At 66.0% G+C, this 13,464-nt stretch carries 14 protein-coding genes; 3 read left to right on the top strand and 11 right to left on the bottom strand.

The genetic code is table 11. From position 1 onward, the window contains the following. Window positions 1–2 precede the first annotated feature (2 nt). Window positions 3–842 (bottom strand): peptidylprolyl isomerase, encoded by an 840-nt coding sequence (locus ASV56_RS07895; protein ID WP_062561491.1) that lies wholly within the window; start codon window positions 840–842, stop codon window positions 3–5. Between the two features lie 207 nt (window positions 843–1,049). Here ASV56_RS07895 and secA point away from each other — a divergent pair, with 207 nt between their 5' ends. After that, complete coding sequence (gene secA, locus ASV56_RS07900) at window positions 1,050–3,755, top strand: preprotein translocase subunit SecA (RefSeq protein WP_062561492.1); 2,706 nt, start codon at window positions 1,050–1,052, stop codon at window positions 3,753–3,755. Window positions 3,756–3,901: 146 nt separating this feature from the next. On the opposite strand, the gene ASV56_RS07905 is transcribed toward secA, so the two are convergent. Together ASV56_RS07905 and ASV56_RS07910 are read right to left on the bottom strand one after the other, a co-directional pair. Further along, window positions 3,902–4,618 carry a response regulator gene (locus tag ASV56_RS07905; RefSeq protein WP_062561493.1) on the bottom strand — a complete coding sequence of 239 codons (717 nt, stop codon included), beginning with the start codon at window positions 4,616–4,618 and terminating at the stop codon, window positions 3,902–3,904. Continuing rightward, entirely contained in the window at window positions 4,615–5,133 is a 519-nt protein-coding gene (locus ASV56_RS07910; RefSeq protein ID WP_062562275.1) for a MarR family winged helix-turn-helix transcriptional regulator, read from the bottom strand. Before ASV56_RS07910 ends, ASV56_RS07905 begins: the two co-directional genes overlap by 4 nt. A gap of 151 nt (window positions 5,134–5,284) precedes the next feature. Between ASV56_RS07910 and ASV56_RS07915 the strand changes: the two genes are divergently transcribed. Continuing rightward, window positions 5,285–6,154 (top strand): branched-chain amino acid aminotransferase, encoded by an 870-nt coding sequence (locus ASV56_RS07915; RefSeq protein ID WP_062561494.1) that lies wholly within the window; start codon window positions 5,285–5,287, stop codon window positions 6,152–6,154. A gap of 88 nt (window positions 6,155–6,242) precedes the next feature. Here ASV56_RS07915 and ASV56_RS07920 read toward each other — a convergent pair whose 3' ends face one another. The 8 genes from ASV56_RS07920 to ASV56_RS07955 form a co-directional block, all read right to left on the bottom strand. Continuing rightward, window positions 6,243–6,434, bottom strand: coding sequence for a hypothetical protein (locus ASV56_RS07920; RefSeq protein WP_062561495.1), 192 nt, complete (start codon window positions 6,432–6,434; stop codon window positions 6,243–6,245). 62 nt (window positions 6,435–6,496) lie between these two features. Next, a complete protein-coding gene (locus ASV56_RS07925) occupies window positions 6,497–6,961 on the bottom strand; it encodes a PTS sugar transporter subunit IIA (RefSeq protein WP_017999201.1) in 465 nt (154 codons plus the stop codon). A gap of 79 nt (window positions 6,962–7,040) precedes the next feature. Further along, on the bottom strand, window positions 7,041–7,616 hold the full coding sequence (hpf, locus tag ASV56_RS07930) for a ribosome hibernation-promoting factor, HPF/YfiA family (RefSeq protein ID WP_062561496.1): 576 nt from the start codon (window positions 7,614–7,616) through the stop codon (window positions 7,041–7,043). Window positions 7,617–7,774: 158 nt separating this feature from the next. Then, window positions 7,775–8,512, bottom strand: a complete 738-nt coding sequence (gene lptB / locus ASV56_RS07935; RefSeq protein WP_062561497.1) for an LPS export ABC transporter ATP-binding protein — start codon at window positions 8,510–8,512, stop codon at window positions 7,775–7,777. After that, complete coding sequence (gene lptA / locus ASV56_RS07940; RefSeq protein WP_062561498.1) at window positions 8,509–9,012, bottom strand: lipopolysaccharide transport periplasmic protein LptA; 504 nt, start codon at window positions 9,010–9,012, stop codon at window positions 8,509–8,511. Before lptA ends, lptB begins: the two co-directional genes overlap by 4 nt. Before the next feature lie 56 nt (window positions 9,013–9,068). Further along, window positions 9,069–9,644: a hypothetical protein gene (locus ASV56_RS07945; protein WP_062561499.1), complete on the bottom strand. Its 576-nt coding sequence runs from the start codon at window positions 9,642–9,644 to the stop codon at window positions 9,069–9,071. Between the two features lie 3 nt (window positions 9,645–9,647). Then, window positions 9,648–10,595 (bottom strand): KpsF/GutQ family sugar-phosphate isomerase, encoded by a 948-nt coding sequence (locus tag ASV56_RS07950; protein ID WP_062562276.1) that lies wholly within the window; start codon window positions 10,593–10,595, stop codon window positions 9,648–9,650. A 10-nt stretch (window positions 10,596–10,605) separates the two neighbouring features. After that, entirely contained in the window at window positions 10,606–11,220 is a 615-nt protein-coding gene (locus tag ASV56_RS07955) for a ribonuclease D (RefSeq protein ID WP_062561500.1), read from the bottom strand. Window positions 11,221–11,442: 222 nt separating this feature from the next. Here ASV56_RS07955 and ASV56_RS07960 point away from each other — a divergent pair, with 222 nt between their 5' ends. Next, a complete protein-coding gene (locus ASV56_RS07960; RefSeq protein WP_062561501.1) occupies window positions 11,443–13,455 on the top strand; it encodes a TonB-dependent receptor domain-containing protein in 2,013 nt (670 codons plus the stop codon). The last annotated feature ends 9 nt before the right edge of the window (window positions 13,456–13,464 follow it).

A 13,464-nucleotide genomic window follows, 5' to 3' on the forward strand; every position in this document is an offset into this window, starting at 1 on the left:
GCTCACTCTCCCAGGATGTCGGTCTTGTTCAGCAGGTCGGGGGCCAGCCCTTGGGTCTTTTCGATCTTGGAATCGGCCACGCGCTTCTCGATGGCGGCCTGGACCTTGTCGCGGCGCACCTGCACGGCCAGCTGCTCCTTGACCTCGTCGAAACTGGGCGGCGTCACCTCGCGCGAGTCGATCAGCTTGATGACATGCCAGCCGAACTGCGTCTCGACCGGGGCGGAAACCTCGCCCTTCTTCAGCGTCTTCACCGCCTCGGCAAAGGGCGCGACCATCTGCTCGGGCTGGAACCAGCCCAGGTCGCCCTTGTTCGGGCCGGAATTGTCGGTCGATTTTTCCTCGGCCAGCTTGCCGAAATCGCCGCCGTCCGCGATCTCTTTGGCAATGGCCTCGGCCTCTTCCTTGGTCTTCACCAGGATATGGGCGGCATTGTATTCGGTCTTGGGCTCGGTCTGGCCGCCGAAGGCCTGGTCATAAGCGGCCTTCAGCTCGGCCTCGGTCGGCTCGGCGCTCGCGACCTTTTCCAGCACGGCCCCGGCCAGATAGGCGCGCTTCTCGATCTCGATGGCGGCCTGGTTGCGCTTGCTCAGCGGCTCGGCCTGTTGCGCGACGGCGGTCTGGCGGATCATCTGGTCCAGCATCAGGTCCCACAGCGCCGTATCCGGCAGGCCCTGCGTGGTATGCGCGTCCAGCCCCTGGCGCATGGCGATCATCTGGCCCAGGGTGATCGTCTCGCCATTGACCGTGGCGACGACGGTATCGGCATCCTGCGCCGACGCGGGCAATCCGCCCAGCAGGACAGAGGTCAGGGCGGTTGCGGCAAGAAGCGGTCGGAGCATGGTTTTCCCTTTCATGCGGGCGCGCATCCACGCACAGGTGAACGGGCGAAAACATTGACACTCAAGCGCCCGGCGCATACATCCGGCCCAACCGAAAATGCGCGCCCGTCGCCTTTTTCCGGCCCAAGTGATAGGGCAAGGCGAATGGTGGCGGCAAGTGGGCGGAACGTCCCGCGCACCCCCAGATACGCGATTTTGAAGGCTCACATGCTCGGCATCGGAAACTTGGCGAAACTGGTCTTTGGCACACCCAACGACCGCAAGGTGAAATCGGTCCGCCCGCTGGTGGTCCAGATCAACGCGCTGGAGGAACAGTTCCGCGCCCTGTCCGACGCCGACCTGATCGGCAAGACCCGCGAATTGCAGGGCCGGGCGCAATCGGGCGAGGATCTGGACAAGCTTCTGCCCGAAGCCTTCGCCAACTGCCGCGAGGGCGCGCGCCGCGCGCTTGGCCTGCGCGCCTTCGACACCCAGCTGATGGGCGGCATCTTCCTGCACCAGGGCAATATCGCCGAGATGAAGACGGGCGAGGGCAAGACCCTGGTCGCGACCTTCCCGGCCTATCTGAACGCGCTGGCCGGCAAGGGCGTGCATGTCGTCACCGTGAACGACTACCTGGCGAAACGCGACGCGCATTGGATGGGCAAGGTCTTTGCCCATCTCGGCATGACCACCGGCGTGGTCTATCCCTTCCAGGAGGACGCCGAAAAGCGCGAGGCCTATCGCGCCGACGTGACCTATGCCACCAACAACGAGCTGGGCTTCGACTACCTGCGCGACAACATGAAGGGCTCCATCGACCAGATGACCCAGCGCGGGCATTTCTTCGCCATCGTGGACGAGGTCGACTCGATCCTGATCGACGAGGCGCGCACGCCGCTGATCATCTCGGGCCCGTCGCAGGACCGCAGCGAGCTTTACATCACGCTCGACAAGTTCATGCCGGAACTGATGCCCGAGCATTACAAGCTGGACGAAAAGGCCCGCAACGCCACCTTTACCGAGGAAGGCAACGAATTCCTTGAAAAGCGGCTGCAGGCGGCGGGTGTGCTGCCCGAGGGCCAGACGCTCTACGACCCGGAATCCACCACCATCGTGCATCACGTCAACCAGGCGATGCGGGCGCACAAGCTGTTCATGCGCGACCAGCATTATATCGTCCGCGACGGCGAGATCGTGCTGATCGACGAATTCACCGGCCGGATGATGAAGGGCCGCCGCCTGTCCGACGGTCTGCACCAGGCCATCGAGGCGAAAGAGGGCGTGGCGATCCAGCCCGAGAACGTGACGCTGGCCTCGGTCACCTTCCAGAACTATTTCCGGCTTTACGACAAGCTCTCGGGCATGACCGGCACCGCCGCCACCGAGGCCGAGGAATTCGCCGAGATCTACAAGCTCGGCGTGGTCGAGGTGCCGACCAACCGTCCGGTGCAGCGCATCGACGAACACGACCGCGTCTATCGCACCGCGGCCGAGAAATACGCCGCCGTGATCGAGGCGATCAAGGAAGCCCATGCCAAGGGCCAGCCGATCCTGGTCGGCACCACCTCGATCGAGAAATCCGAGATGCTGTCGCAGATGCTGACCAAGGAAGGCATCCCGCACAATGTGCTCAACGCCCGCCAGCACGAGGCCGAGGCGCAGATCGTCGCCGATGCCGGCAAGCTCGGCGCCGTGACCATCGCCACCAACATGGCCGGCCGCGGCACCGACATCCAGCTGGGCGGCAATGTCGAGATGAAGGTGATGGAGGCGCTGGCCGCCGATCCCGAGGCCAATCCCGACGAGTTGCGCGCCCGCATCGAGGCCGAACACGCCGCCGACAAGCAGGCGGTGCTGGATGCCGGCGGTCTGTTCGTACTGGCCACCGAACGCCACGAAAGCCGCCGCATCGACAACCAGCTGCGCGGCCGCTCGGGCCGGCAGGGCGACCCCGGCCGCTCGCTGTTCTTCCTGTCGCTGGAAGACGACCTGATGCGCATCTTCGGCTCGGAACGGCTGGACAAGGTGCTGTCGACGCTGGGCATGAAGGATGGCGAGGCCATCGTCCACCCCTGGGTCAACAAGTCGCTGGAACGCGCCCAGGCCAAGGTCGAGGGCCGCAACTTCGACATCCGCAAGCAGCTGCTGAAATTCGACGACGTGATGAACGACCAGCGCAAGGCGATCTTCAGCCAGCGCCTGGAAATCATGCATACCGAAGAGGTCGCCGAGGTCGCGGCCGACATGCGCGCCCAGGTCATCGACGACCTGATCGACGAACACCTGCCGCCCCGAGCCTATGCCGAGCAATGGGATATTCAGGGCCTGCACAAGGCGGTGATCGAGCGGCTGAACATGGACCTGCCCATCGCCGACTGGGCCGCCGAGGAAGGCGTGGACCAGGACGCGCTGCGCGAGCGCGTGCAGCGGGAAACCGACACTTATATGGCGCAAAAGGCTGAACAGTTCGGCCCCGACAACATGCGCCAGATCGAAAAGCAGGTGCTGCTGCAACAGATCGACGGCAAGTGGCGCGAGCATCTGGTGACGCTCGAGCACCTGCGCTCGGTGGTGGGCTTTCGCGGCTATGCGCAGCGCGACCCGCTGTCGGAATACAAGACCGAGGCCTTCCAGCTGTTCGAGACCATGCTGGACGGGCTGCGCTTCGACGTGACCCAGCAGCTGGCCCGCATCCGGCCGCTGACCGATGCCGAGCGTGAGCAGATGCTGCGCGAATACCAGCAGCAACAGGCCGAAACCGAGGCGCAGATGCACCCCGAGCACGAGGAAGCCGAGGGCGGCGAGGTCTCGGGCCGCGTCGCGGGCTTCGACGCCACCGACCCGACCACCTGGGGCAACCCCAGCCGCAACGACCCCTGCCCTTGCGGCTCGGGCCAGAAGTTCAAGCATTGCCACGGCGCATTGGTGTGACCTGGGGGCCTTCGGGCCCCTTTTTCATGCGGTGGCACGGGTGGAAAGGTTCTTTGGGTATTTGAGAAACAGAGAAGGATGAGCGCAGCACTTCGTCCTTCTCTGTTTCTCAAATACCCATACAGCGGCGACGAAGCGCGCGGTGCTCAGTCGGGCACCAGCATGTAACCCGTGCCGCGCACGGTCTGCAGATAGCGCGGCTCCTTCGGGTCCGGCTCGATCTTGCGGCGCAGGCGGGTGATCTGCACGTCGATGGCGCGTTCGGAGTTCTCGCCCGGTTCCTCGACCGGATTGCGGCCCAGGTCTTCGATCAGCTCGGCGCGGCTGACCGGCTGGCGCGGCGTATCGGCCAGGCGCTTCAGCAGCGCCTGTTCGGTGCCGGTCAGGCGCAGCGGCGCCTCGCCCTGCCACAATTCGCCCTTGTCGGCATCATAGCGCAGCGGCCCCAAGGACAGGAATTTCGGCCCGCGCGCCTCGGCCGTCGGCATGCGGCGCAGGATGGCGGCGATGCGCAGCAGCAGTTCGCGCGGCTCGAAGGGTTTGGGCAAGTAGTCGTCGGCACCGCTTTCAAAACCCTCGATGCGGTCGCCGGTCTCGCCCCTGGCGGTCAGCAGCAGGATCGGCGTCGCCATGCGCTGGCGCAGGTCGCGGGTCAGGGTGAATCCGTCCTCGCCCGGCATCATCACGTCGAGCACGATCAGGTCGAAGTCGAGCCCGCCCAGCAGCCGCCGGGCCTGCGCGGCATCGCGCGCCGTGGTCACCAGGAAGCCGTTGCGCATCAGGAAGCGGCGCAGCAGGCTGCGGATGCGTTCGTCATCGTCGACGACCAGGATATGGGCCGCCGGCTGCGGATCAGGGGTCATGGCGTCTCCGGCAGGTCTTTCAGCGCGCGATACTGGCGCAGCGTGTCGCGGTCCATCATCGCCTCGAGCACCTGGCGAAAGCCCGCGACCGCCTGCGGCCCGGCGGCGCGATAGGCGGCGCGCATGCGGGCGCGCTGGGTCTCGGTCAGGCGCCGCTCCAGCGCCGCGCCCTGCTCGGTCAGGTAGAGCTGGCGCTCGCGCCGGTCGCGGCGACCGATGCGGCTTTCGACCAGCCCGTCCTCGATCAGCGTGCGCAGCACCCGGTTCAGCGACTGCTTGGTCACGCCCAGCACGTCCAGCAGCGCCGTCACCGTCAGCCCCGGCTCGCGGTTGATGAAATGGATCGCGCGGTGATGGGCGCGGCCATAGTCCAGCTCGGCCAGGATCAGGTCGGGATCGGCCGTGAAGGCGCGATAGGCGAAGAACATCGCCTCGATCCCGCGCCGCAGCTGGTCGTCGGTCAGAAACAGCAGGCTTTCGCCTCCCGCCCCCGATACGCTCACCTTGTTTTGCATGGCATCCCCGTAACGCATGGCTCTTATTACGTCAGGCTTGTTGACTTTCCAACCATGAATGGATAGCCAAAGGCCCAAGTTGCGCAATTTTCTTTGCCGGATGCGACAAGGACACGCAACATTCCGAAAACAGAACCGGCCGGAGGGAAAAATGGCAGGCGCGTATGACGATCGTGACGGCAAGATCTGGATGGATGGCAAGCTGGTGGAGTGGCGCGAGGCGAATGTCCACATCCTGACCCATGCGCTGCATTATGCCAGCTCGGTCTTCGAGGGCGAGCGCTGCTACAGCGGCAAGATCTTCAAGGGCCACGAACATTCGCTGCGGCTGATCGAATCGGCCCGGCTGCTGGACATGCAGTCGCCCTATACCGCCGATGAGATCGACGCCGCCAAGGAGGCCGTGCTGAACGCCAACGGCTTCAAGGACGCCTATGTCCGCGCGGTGATGTGGCGCGGCTCGGGCGAGGACATGGGGGTTTCGGCCCGCCGCAACCCGGTGCGCATGGCCGTCGCCGCCTGGGAATGGGGCAGCTATTACGGCGACGCGAAATGGCAGGGCGCCAAGCTCGACATCGCCAAGTGGAAGCGGCCCAGCCCCGAGACCATCCCCACCGCCGCCAAGGCCGCCGGGCTTTACATGATCTGCACCATGTCCAAACACGCCGCCGAGGCGAAGGGCTGCTCGGACGCGCTGTTCATGGACTGGGAGGGCTATGTCGCCGAGGCCACCGGCGCCAATATCTTCTTCGTCAAGGACGGCGAGGTGCACACGCCCCTGGCCGACCGCTTCCTGAACGGCATCACCCGGCAGACCGTCATCCAGATGCTGAAGGACAATGGCACCCCGGTGCATGAGCGCCGCATCAAACCCGAGGAACTGGACGGCTTCCAGGAATGCTTCCTGACCGGCACCGCGGCCGAGGTGACCCCGGTCGGGCAGATCGGCGACTGGCATTTCCAGGTCGGCGACCACACCCGCAAGATCGCCGCGGATTACGAAGAGCTGGTCCGCGCCTGAGCGCAGGATCCCATGCCGAAAACCAAACCGGCCGGGCAGCGATGCCCGGCCGGTCTCGATTGTGCCGACGATTTCGGGGTGCCGGGTGTCAGGCCTGGCGCCCGCGCTCGATGCGGGCGAATTCGGCGGCCCGGCGGTTCCCCGATTCGTCGCGGGACCGCGGCCGCATGCGCAGCGCCGCGATGGCGGGATGGGTGCCGGATTCCCGTTCCTGCCGGGTGAAATTGCGGGTGCGGCTGCTGCCGCTTTCCCGCATGTGATCCGCGATATGTCTGGTCATGCGATAGTCCTCCCACCGGGGACTATAGCCTGTCCGGGCGCCGATTTCACCCCCGAAGGCGGTCAGGCGGCCTTGATCCCCGGGGCCGCCGCCAGCATGGCATGCAGCGCCACCGGGTCGTCATTGGCGCGCAGCTTGGCGCGCAGGTCCTGGTCGCGCAGCGTCCGCGACACCAGCGCCAAGGCCTTGAGATGATCCACGCCCGAGCTTTTCGGCGCCAGCAGCGCAAAGATCAGGTCCACCGGCTGGCGGTCCACCGCGTCGAAATCCAGCGGCTTTTCCAGCCGCAGGAACAGCCCGACCACGCGGTCCAGCCCGTGCAGCCGGGCATGGGGCAACGCCACACCATGGCCAACGCCGGTCGGCCCCAGCGTCTCGCGCTCCTGCAAGGCGTCCAGCGTCTGCGGGGCGTCGACGCCATAGACGGCGCGCGCCTGCTCGGCGATTTCCTGGAACAGCCGCTTCTTGCTGGTGGTCTGGCTCATCGTCCGCACCGCGGCGGGAGAGAGAATGTCGCTGATCTGCATGTCGCCCGAAATTGTGCTAGTCCCGGCCGCAGGTGCCACGGCCGGGACGTTTGGTTTTCTCAAGACTGTTCCGTGCAGTCTAGCCCAGGTTGCGGGGGTCGATCCAGCCCACGTTGCCGTCGTCGCGGCGGTGAACGACGTTCACGCCCCCATGTTTCTCGTTGCGAAAGACCAGCAGCGGGCTGCCGGCCAGTTCCATCTGCATGACCGCCTCGCCCACCGACAGGGTGGGCACGCGGGTCTCCATCTCGGCGATGATCATGGGCTGCAGGCGGTCGTCCTGCGTTTCCCATTCGTCCTCATCAGCGGCCAGCACATACATGCCGGCGGCTTCGAAGGCAACCGGCTCGACCCGGTCCTTGTGGTGGTCCTTCAGCCGGCGCTTGTAGCGGCGCAGCTGCTTGTCCATGCGCTCGCGGCACTGCTCGAAGGCGGCGTAGACCTCGGTCGAGGCGCCCTTGGCCGAGACGTTGAGCCCGGTCGACAGATGCACCACGGCATCGCAGATGAATTCATGCGCGTTGCGGGAAAAGATAACCGTCGCATCGGTGGGGCGCTGGGAATACTTGTCAATGGTCTCGCCCAGTTCGGTCTTCACATGCGTCGAAAGCGCGTCGCCGACGTCGATCTGTTTTCCGCTGATCTGGTAGCGCATGGTTGTCCGTCCTTTCGGTTGCCCGGTGTGGTCGCGGCCCTCGCGCAGGCGCCGCCCGGGTTTGTCGGGCCGGGCGTTCTTGCCCCGCCGTCCCTTCATTTGGTGACAGCCGCGGGCCTGTGTCAACGGCTGCGCGAAGGGAACGCGCGAAGCCGCCGTCAGTTCATGCGGAAGGCTTCGCCCAGGTAGACGCGGCGGACCTGCGGATCGGCCACGATCTCGGCCGTGGTGCCCGACATCAGCACATGGCCGTCATGCAGGATATAGGCGCGGTCGACGATCTCCAGCGTCTCGCGGACGTTGTGATCGGTGATCAGCACGCCGATGCCGCGGCTTTTCAGGTCGTGGACCAGGCCGCGGATCTCGCCCACGGCGATGGGATCGACGCCGGCGAATGGTTCGTCCAGAAGCAGATAGGCCGGATCGGCCGCCAGGCAGCGCGCGATCTCGACCCGGCGCCGCTCGCCCCCCGACAGCGCCATGGCCGAGGCACCGCGCAGATGCCCGATCGAGAAATCGCCCAAGAGCTCCTCGAGCCGCTCGCGGCGCTGGTGGACATGCGGCTCGACCAGTTCCAGCACGGCCATGATGTTCTGCTCGACCGTCAATCCGCGAAAGATCGACATTTCCTGCGGCAGATAGCCGATGCCCATCTGGGCGCGGCGATACATCGGCAGCCGCGTCGCGTCCTGGCCGTCGATCAGCACCTGCCCCGAATCGGGCGCGACCAGCCCGGCGACGCAATAGAAGCAGGTCGTCTTGCCCGAGCCGTTCGGGCCCAGCAGCGCCACCACCTCGCCCCGGTCCAGCCGCAGCGCCACGTCGCGGATCACCGGTCGGTTGCGATAGGATTTGCGCAAGCCGCTGACCCGCAGCCCCTGTTCCGGCTGGCTCATTTCTGGCTTCCCGGTTGCAGCACGCTGCGCACCCGGCCCGAGGCCTGGGCGGTGCCGGTGGCAAGGTTCACCGTGACCTTTTCGCCCGCCAGCACATTGCCGGCCTGGGTCAGCAGCACGTCGCCGGTCAGCACGACATTGCCCGATTCGACGTCGTAATCGGCGGCCTTGGCCTCGGCCGCGTCCTCGCCGCTGACCAGGGTGACGTTGCCCTCGGCATGCAGCGCGCTGATGCGGTTTTGCCCGCCCTGGGCATAGGTCACGGTCACGCTGTCGGCGGAAAGCCGCATCGCGCCCTGGCCGATCAGCACATTGCCGCTGAAGGTCGCCCGGCCGGTCTTCTGGTCCACCGACAGCGCGTCGGCGGTGACCTCGACCGGCTGCTTGACGTCCTGCGCATTGCCGAAGCCCGCGGTCGCCTGCGCGCCGGCCGCGCCCGTTTGCCCACACACCAGCGCAAGCGACAGGATCACGGGCAAAAGCGGTCGCAGCCGGATCATCGGGTTTCCTTTCTGGCGCATGAGAAGCCCCGAAATGCGGCGGAGGGGCGCGAAAGTCATGGCCGGTATATCAATCGAACTCCGCCGCTCAAATCAAGAACGTGATCGCCGCTGCCGTCGCCCAGCGGGCGCAATTCGGCCCGGCCGGCGGTCAGTTCGCCGAAGGGCGCGCGGACGTTGACCTCGTCGTCGGACACCACGGTGCCGGCGGTGGTCGAGGCCAGGAACTCGGGCGCGGTCAGCACCCAGCCGTCGGCGGTGGTCATGCGCGCGCCCTCGCCCAGCCGGACCTGGTCGCCGGCCAGCGAGGCGGCCCCGGCGCTGACATCCGCCGCCCGGCCGTCGCGGGCGCGCAGCGTCATGCGCACCGCGGTCGCGCTGCCGCCGCCGTCCTTGCCGGGCACCGCCTCATCGCCGGTGACGTTGATCTGGGCGCCGTCCTCGGTCACGCCGGCATAGCTGGGGCTGGTCACCACCTGCCGCTCGGCCAGCTCGCGAGGGTCGACGTCGGCGTAGGGGATGCTGGCCTCGGGGTCGGGCTTGCGGCCCAAGAGGAACAGCACCGACAGGATCGCCAGCGCCGTCAGCGGCAGGATCACGCGCAGCAGGGCCACGATGCGCGAGCGGGTCATGGCCTAGACCATCCCGGTGCGCAGGAAGTCGTGGATATGGATCAGCCCGACCGGCTGGCCGTCCTCGGCCACCACGAACAGGCTGGTGATGCGGCGGTTCTGCATCTCGGCCAGCGCCGCCTCGGCCAGCTGCCCGGGGCCGATGGTGCGCGGGTTGCGCGTCATCACCTCGGCGGCGGTATGGTCCAGCAGGCCCTGCATGTGGCGCCGCAGGTCGCCGTCGGTGATGATGCCGGTCAGCCGGCCCTGCGCATCGGTCACGCCGGTGACGCCGAAGCTTTTCTGGCTGATGGTCAGCAGCGCGTCGGCCATCGGCGCGGTTTCCGGCACCAGCGGAATATCCTGATGCATCAGGTCGGCGACGCGCGACAGCTTGGCGCCCAGCTTGCCGCCGGGGTGGAAGGTGCGGAAATGCTCGGGCGTGAACTTGCGATGCTCCATCAGCGCCACGGCCAGCGCATCGCCCAAGGCCATGGTCATGGTGGTCGAGGTGGTGGGCACGATGCCCGTGCCGCAGGCCTCGGCCGCGGCGGGCAGCACCAGCGCCACGTCGGCCTGGCGCAGCAGGGTCGATTCGGCCCGGCTGGCGACGCCGATCAGCGGGATCTGGAAGCGGCGGGTATGGGCGATCAGGTCGGCCAGCTCCGGCGTCTCGCCCGAGTTCGACAAGACCAGCGCCACGTCGCTTTGCGTGACCATGCCCAGGTCGCCGTGGCTCGCCTCGGCGGGGTGGACGAATTGCGCCGGCGTCCCGGTCGAGGCCAGCGTCGCCGCGATCTTGCGCCCGACATGGCCGGACTTGCCCATGCCCGAGACGACGACGCGGCCGCGCGCGACCAGGATCGCCTCGACCGCGCGGTCGAAGCTGTCGCCCAAGGCCCCGGCCAGTTGGGCCAGCCCCTCGGCCTCGGTCAGGATCACCCTGCGGGCGGTGTCGAGATATGCGCTCATGCCCGGCATCCTAATGGCGGAAGATGTCGTTTTCATCCCCCCAGCCCAGCAGGTCCAGATGGGCCCGGGCGGGAAGGAAGTCGAAACAGGCCTGCGCCAGGCCCATGCGACCCTCGCGTTCCAGCCGCTTTTCCAGCTCGGCCTTCAGCGCATGCAGGTGCAGCACGTCCGAGGCGGCATATTCCAGCTGCGCGTCGGTCAGGTCGGTCGCGCCCCAGTCGCTGGTCTGCTGCTGCTTGGAAATATCCACGCCGACCAGTTCCGAGAGCAGGTATTTCAGCCCGTGCCGGTCGGTGAAGGTGCGCACCATCTTGCTGGCGATCTTGGTGCACCAGGCGGGCTTGGTCACCACGCCCAGGTTCGCCTCCAGCGCGGCGATGTCGAAGCGGCCGAAGTGGAAGAGCTTCAGCACCTTCGGGTCGGTCAGCATCCGGGTCAGGTTCGGCGCCTTGCGCTGGCCCCTGGCGATCTGCACCAGATGGGCGTTGCCGTCGCCGCTGCTCAGCTGCACCAGGCACAGCCGGTCGCGGCGCGGGTCCAGCCCCATGGTTTCGGTGTCGATGGCCACGACCGGACCCAGGTCCAGGTCGTCGGGCAGGTCGTTCTGATAAAGGTTGATGCTCATCCTGCGCTTTCCGCGGTGCGAATTGCGCCTGCTCTAGCGCCTTTGCCCGGCTTTGGCAAAGCCAGGCTGCAAGGGGCGGCGCCCAGGCGACTGCGGCAGGAATGCCACAAACCCTAGCTTTTCTCTCACCCATTCGTGAGAATTCTTGAGAGATTTTATTGCCTATTCTGGCGAGCTGCCTATGAAGTCGCGGCAAAGTTCCAACTGACGAAGGCCTGGCCCATGAGATTGTCGCAGCTTCTTCCCCTTGCCGGGGTCTCCACCCTTGCCCTTGCCTCGGCGCTTCACGCGCAGGATCTGGCCGGTGCCGACCAGGCCCAGACCGTGGTGCTGAACCCGATCACCCTGGTCGCCGGCGGCCAGGAGAACGTCGAGGCCACCGGCGGCGTCACGGTCACGCCCGAGGACCTGGAGGCGATGCAGCCCGCCGACGTGTCCGAGCTGTTCGCCCGCGATTCCGCCATCACCGTCTCGGGCGGCGGCGGCCCTGCGAAAAAGGTTAGTGTTTTCGGCATCGAGCAATCATTGCTCGCTGTTACAGTGGACGGAGTGCCGCAAGCACAGACAAGCTGGCACCACACCGGCTCGAACGTGATCGACCCGGCCTTCCTGAAGTCTGTCGAGGTCGAGGCGGGCGCGGCAGCAGCCGATTCCGGCTTTGCCGCCGCAGCAGGTGCGCTGCGCTACGAGACGGTCGGCGCACTCGACATGCTGGAAGCCGGGCAGAACACCGGCGGCCGTGTTGGGCTTTCCTATGGCTCAAATGGTCGCGGTTTCTCGGGCAGCTTGGCCGGCTATGGCCGCAGCGGCGGGTTCGATTGGTTCATCATGGCCCATGGCTCGAACGGCGACAATTACGATAGCGGCGACGGCAAGGAGATTCTCGGCACCGAGCCTGCTGCGCGGAATATCTTGGCCAAGCTGGGTTATGAATTCGAAGGGCACCGGATCGAACTTGGTCTGGAACGCAGCCGCGACGACGCCGATCGCCTGATCAAGGCGAACATGGGTCTTGCCGGCGACGAGGTCCATCCGCTCAAGGTCAGCCGCGATACGGTCAAGCTGACCTATACCTCAACCGATCCGACCGACATGTGGGATCCCGAGGTTTCGCTTTACTTCAGCCAGTACGAATACTGGCGGCCGAATTATCCGACGTTGCGAGGCGACGACTATCTCTACGTGACGAACGGAAACGCGATCTTCAATGAGGATCAATTCGGCGGCAAGGCGCAGAACACCTTCACGGTCGGCGCCGGCAAGATCACGGCGGGGATCGATTTCAACGAACACGACTACTCCACCGACAACTATGGCAACAACAACCGTCGTTACCGCAACTTCTCGACGAGCCAGATCGGAATCTTCGCCCAAGGGCGATTCGAGTTCGAGAACGGCCTCAGCCTTTCGACCGGCGCCCGCTACGACGCGCATCGCTTTACCGATTGGAACGGCGAGCGGTTCAGCGATTCCGGCGCCAGCGTGAACGGCACCGTCGCCTATCGCGTCAACGACAGTATCGAGGTTTTCGCCGGCGCTTCGCGCACCTGGCTGGGTTACGTCATCGGCGATTATGGCTATGTCCATGCCCGCGACGACGGTTTCGTCACCGATCCGAGCCTGGACACGGGCACGGCCAAGAACCTCAAGGTGGGTGCGAACTTCAACGGCAGCGCCTGGCAGGGTGGCATCACCGTCTTTGACACCAAGATCGACGGGTTGCTGAGCTATGAATCCCCGACCCTGCTGACCAACCGCGCCGAGGAGTACCGCAGCAAGGGTTTCACCCTGCACGGCACCTATGATTTTGGCAACACCCGGATCGGCGCCTCCTTCACCAAGGCGGATGTCACCGGCGACGACGAAGAAGTCGTGGCGAACAATGGCGTCTATTTCATGCCGGTGGGCGAGACCGCCGCGCTGTGGGTCGATCACGACGTGTCGGCATGGAACACTGTCCTCGGCGCTTCGGTGGAGTGGGCTGGTTCCATCGACGAGCGGATCGTCGAGGGCACGACCTATTACAAGCAGCCGTCCTATACGGTGGTTAACGCCTATGCAGAATGGACGCCCCAGGCATACGAGAAAGTGGCGGTCCGGCTCAGCGTAGACAACCTGTTCGACAAGAACTATTATGAGCGTTCGGGCTTCGGCGCGAATGATGGACGCGGGGGGATCGAACCGGTTTGGGCCCCCGGCCGCACGGTCACGCTGGGCGCGACGATGAAGTTCTGACTTCTCGCC

The organism is Paracoccus aminovorans (genome assembly GCF_001546115.1).
GTDB classification, from domain to species: Bacteria; Pseudomonadota; Alphaproteobacteria; order Rhodobacterales; family Rhodobacteraceae; genus Paracoccus; species Paracoccus aminovorans_B.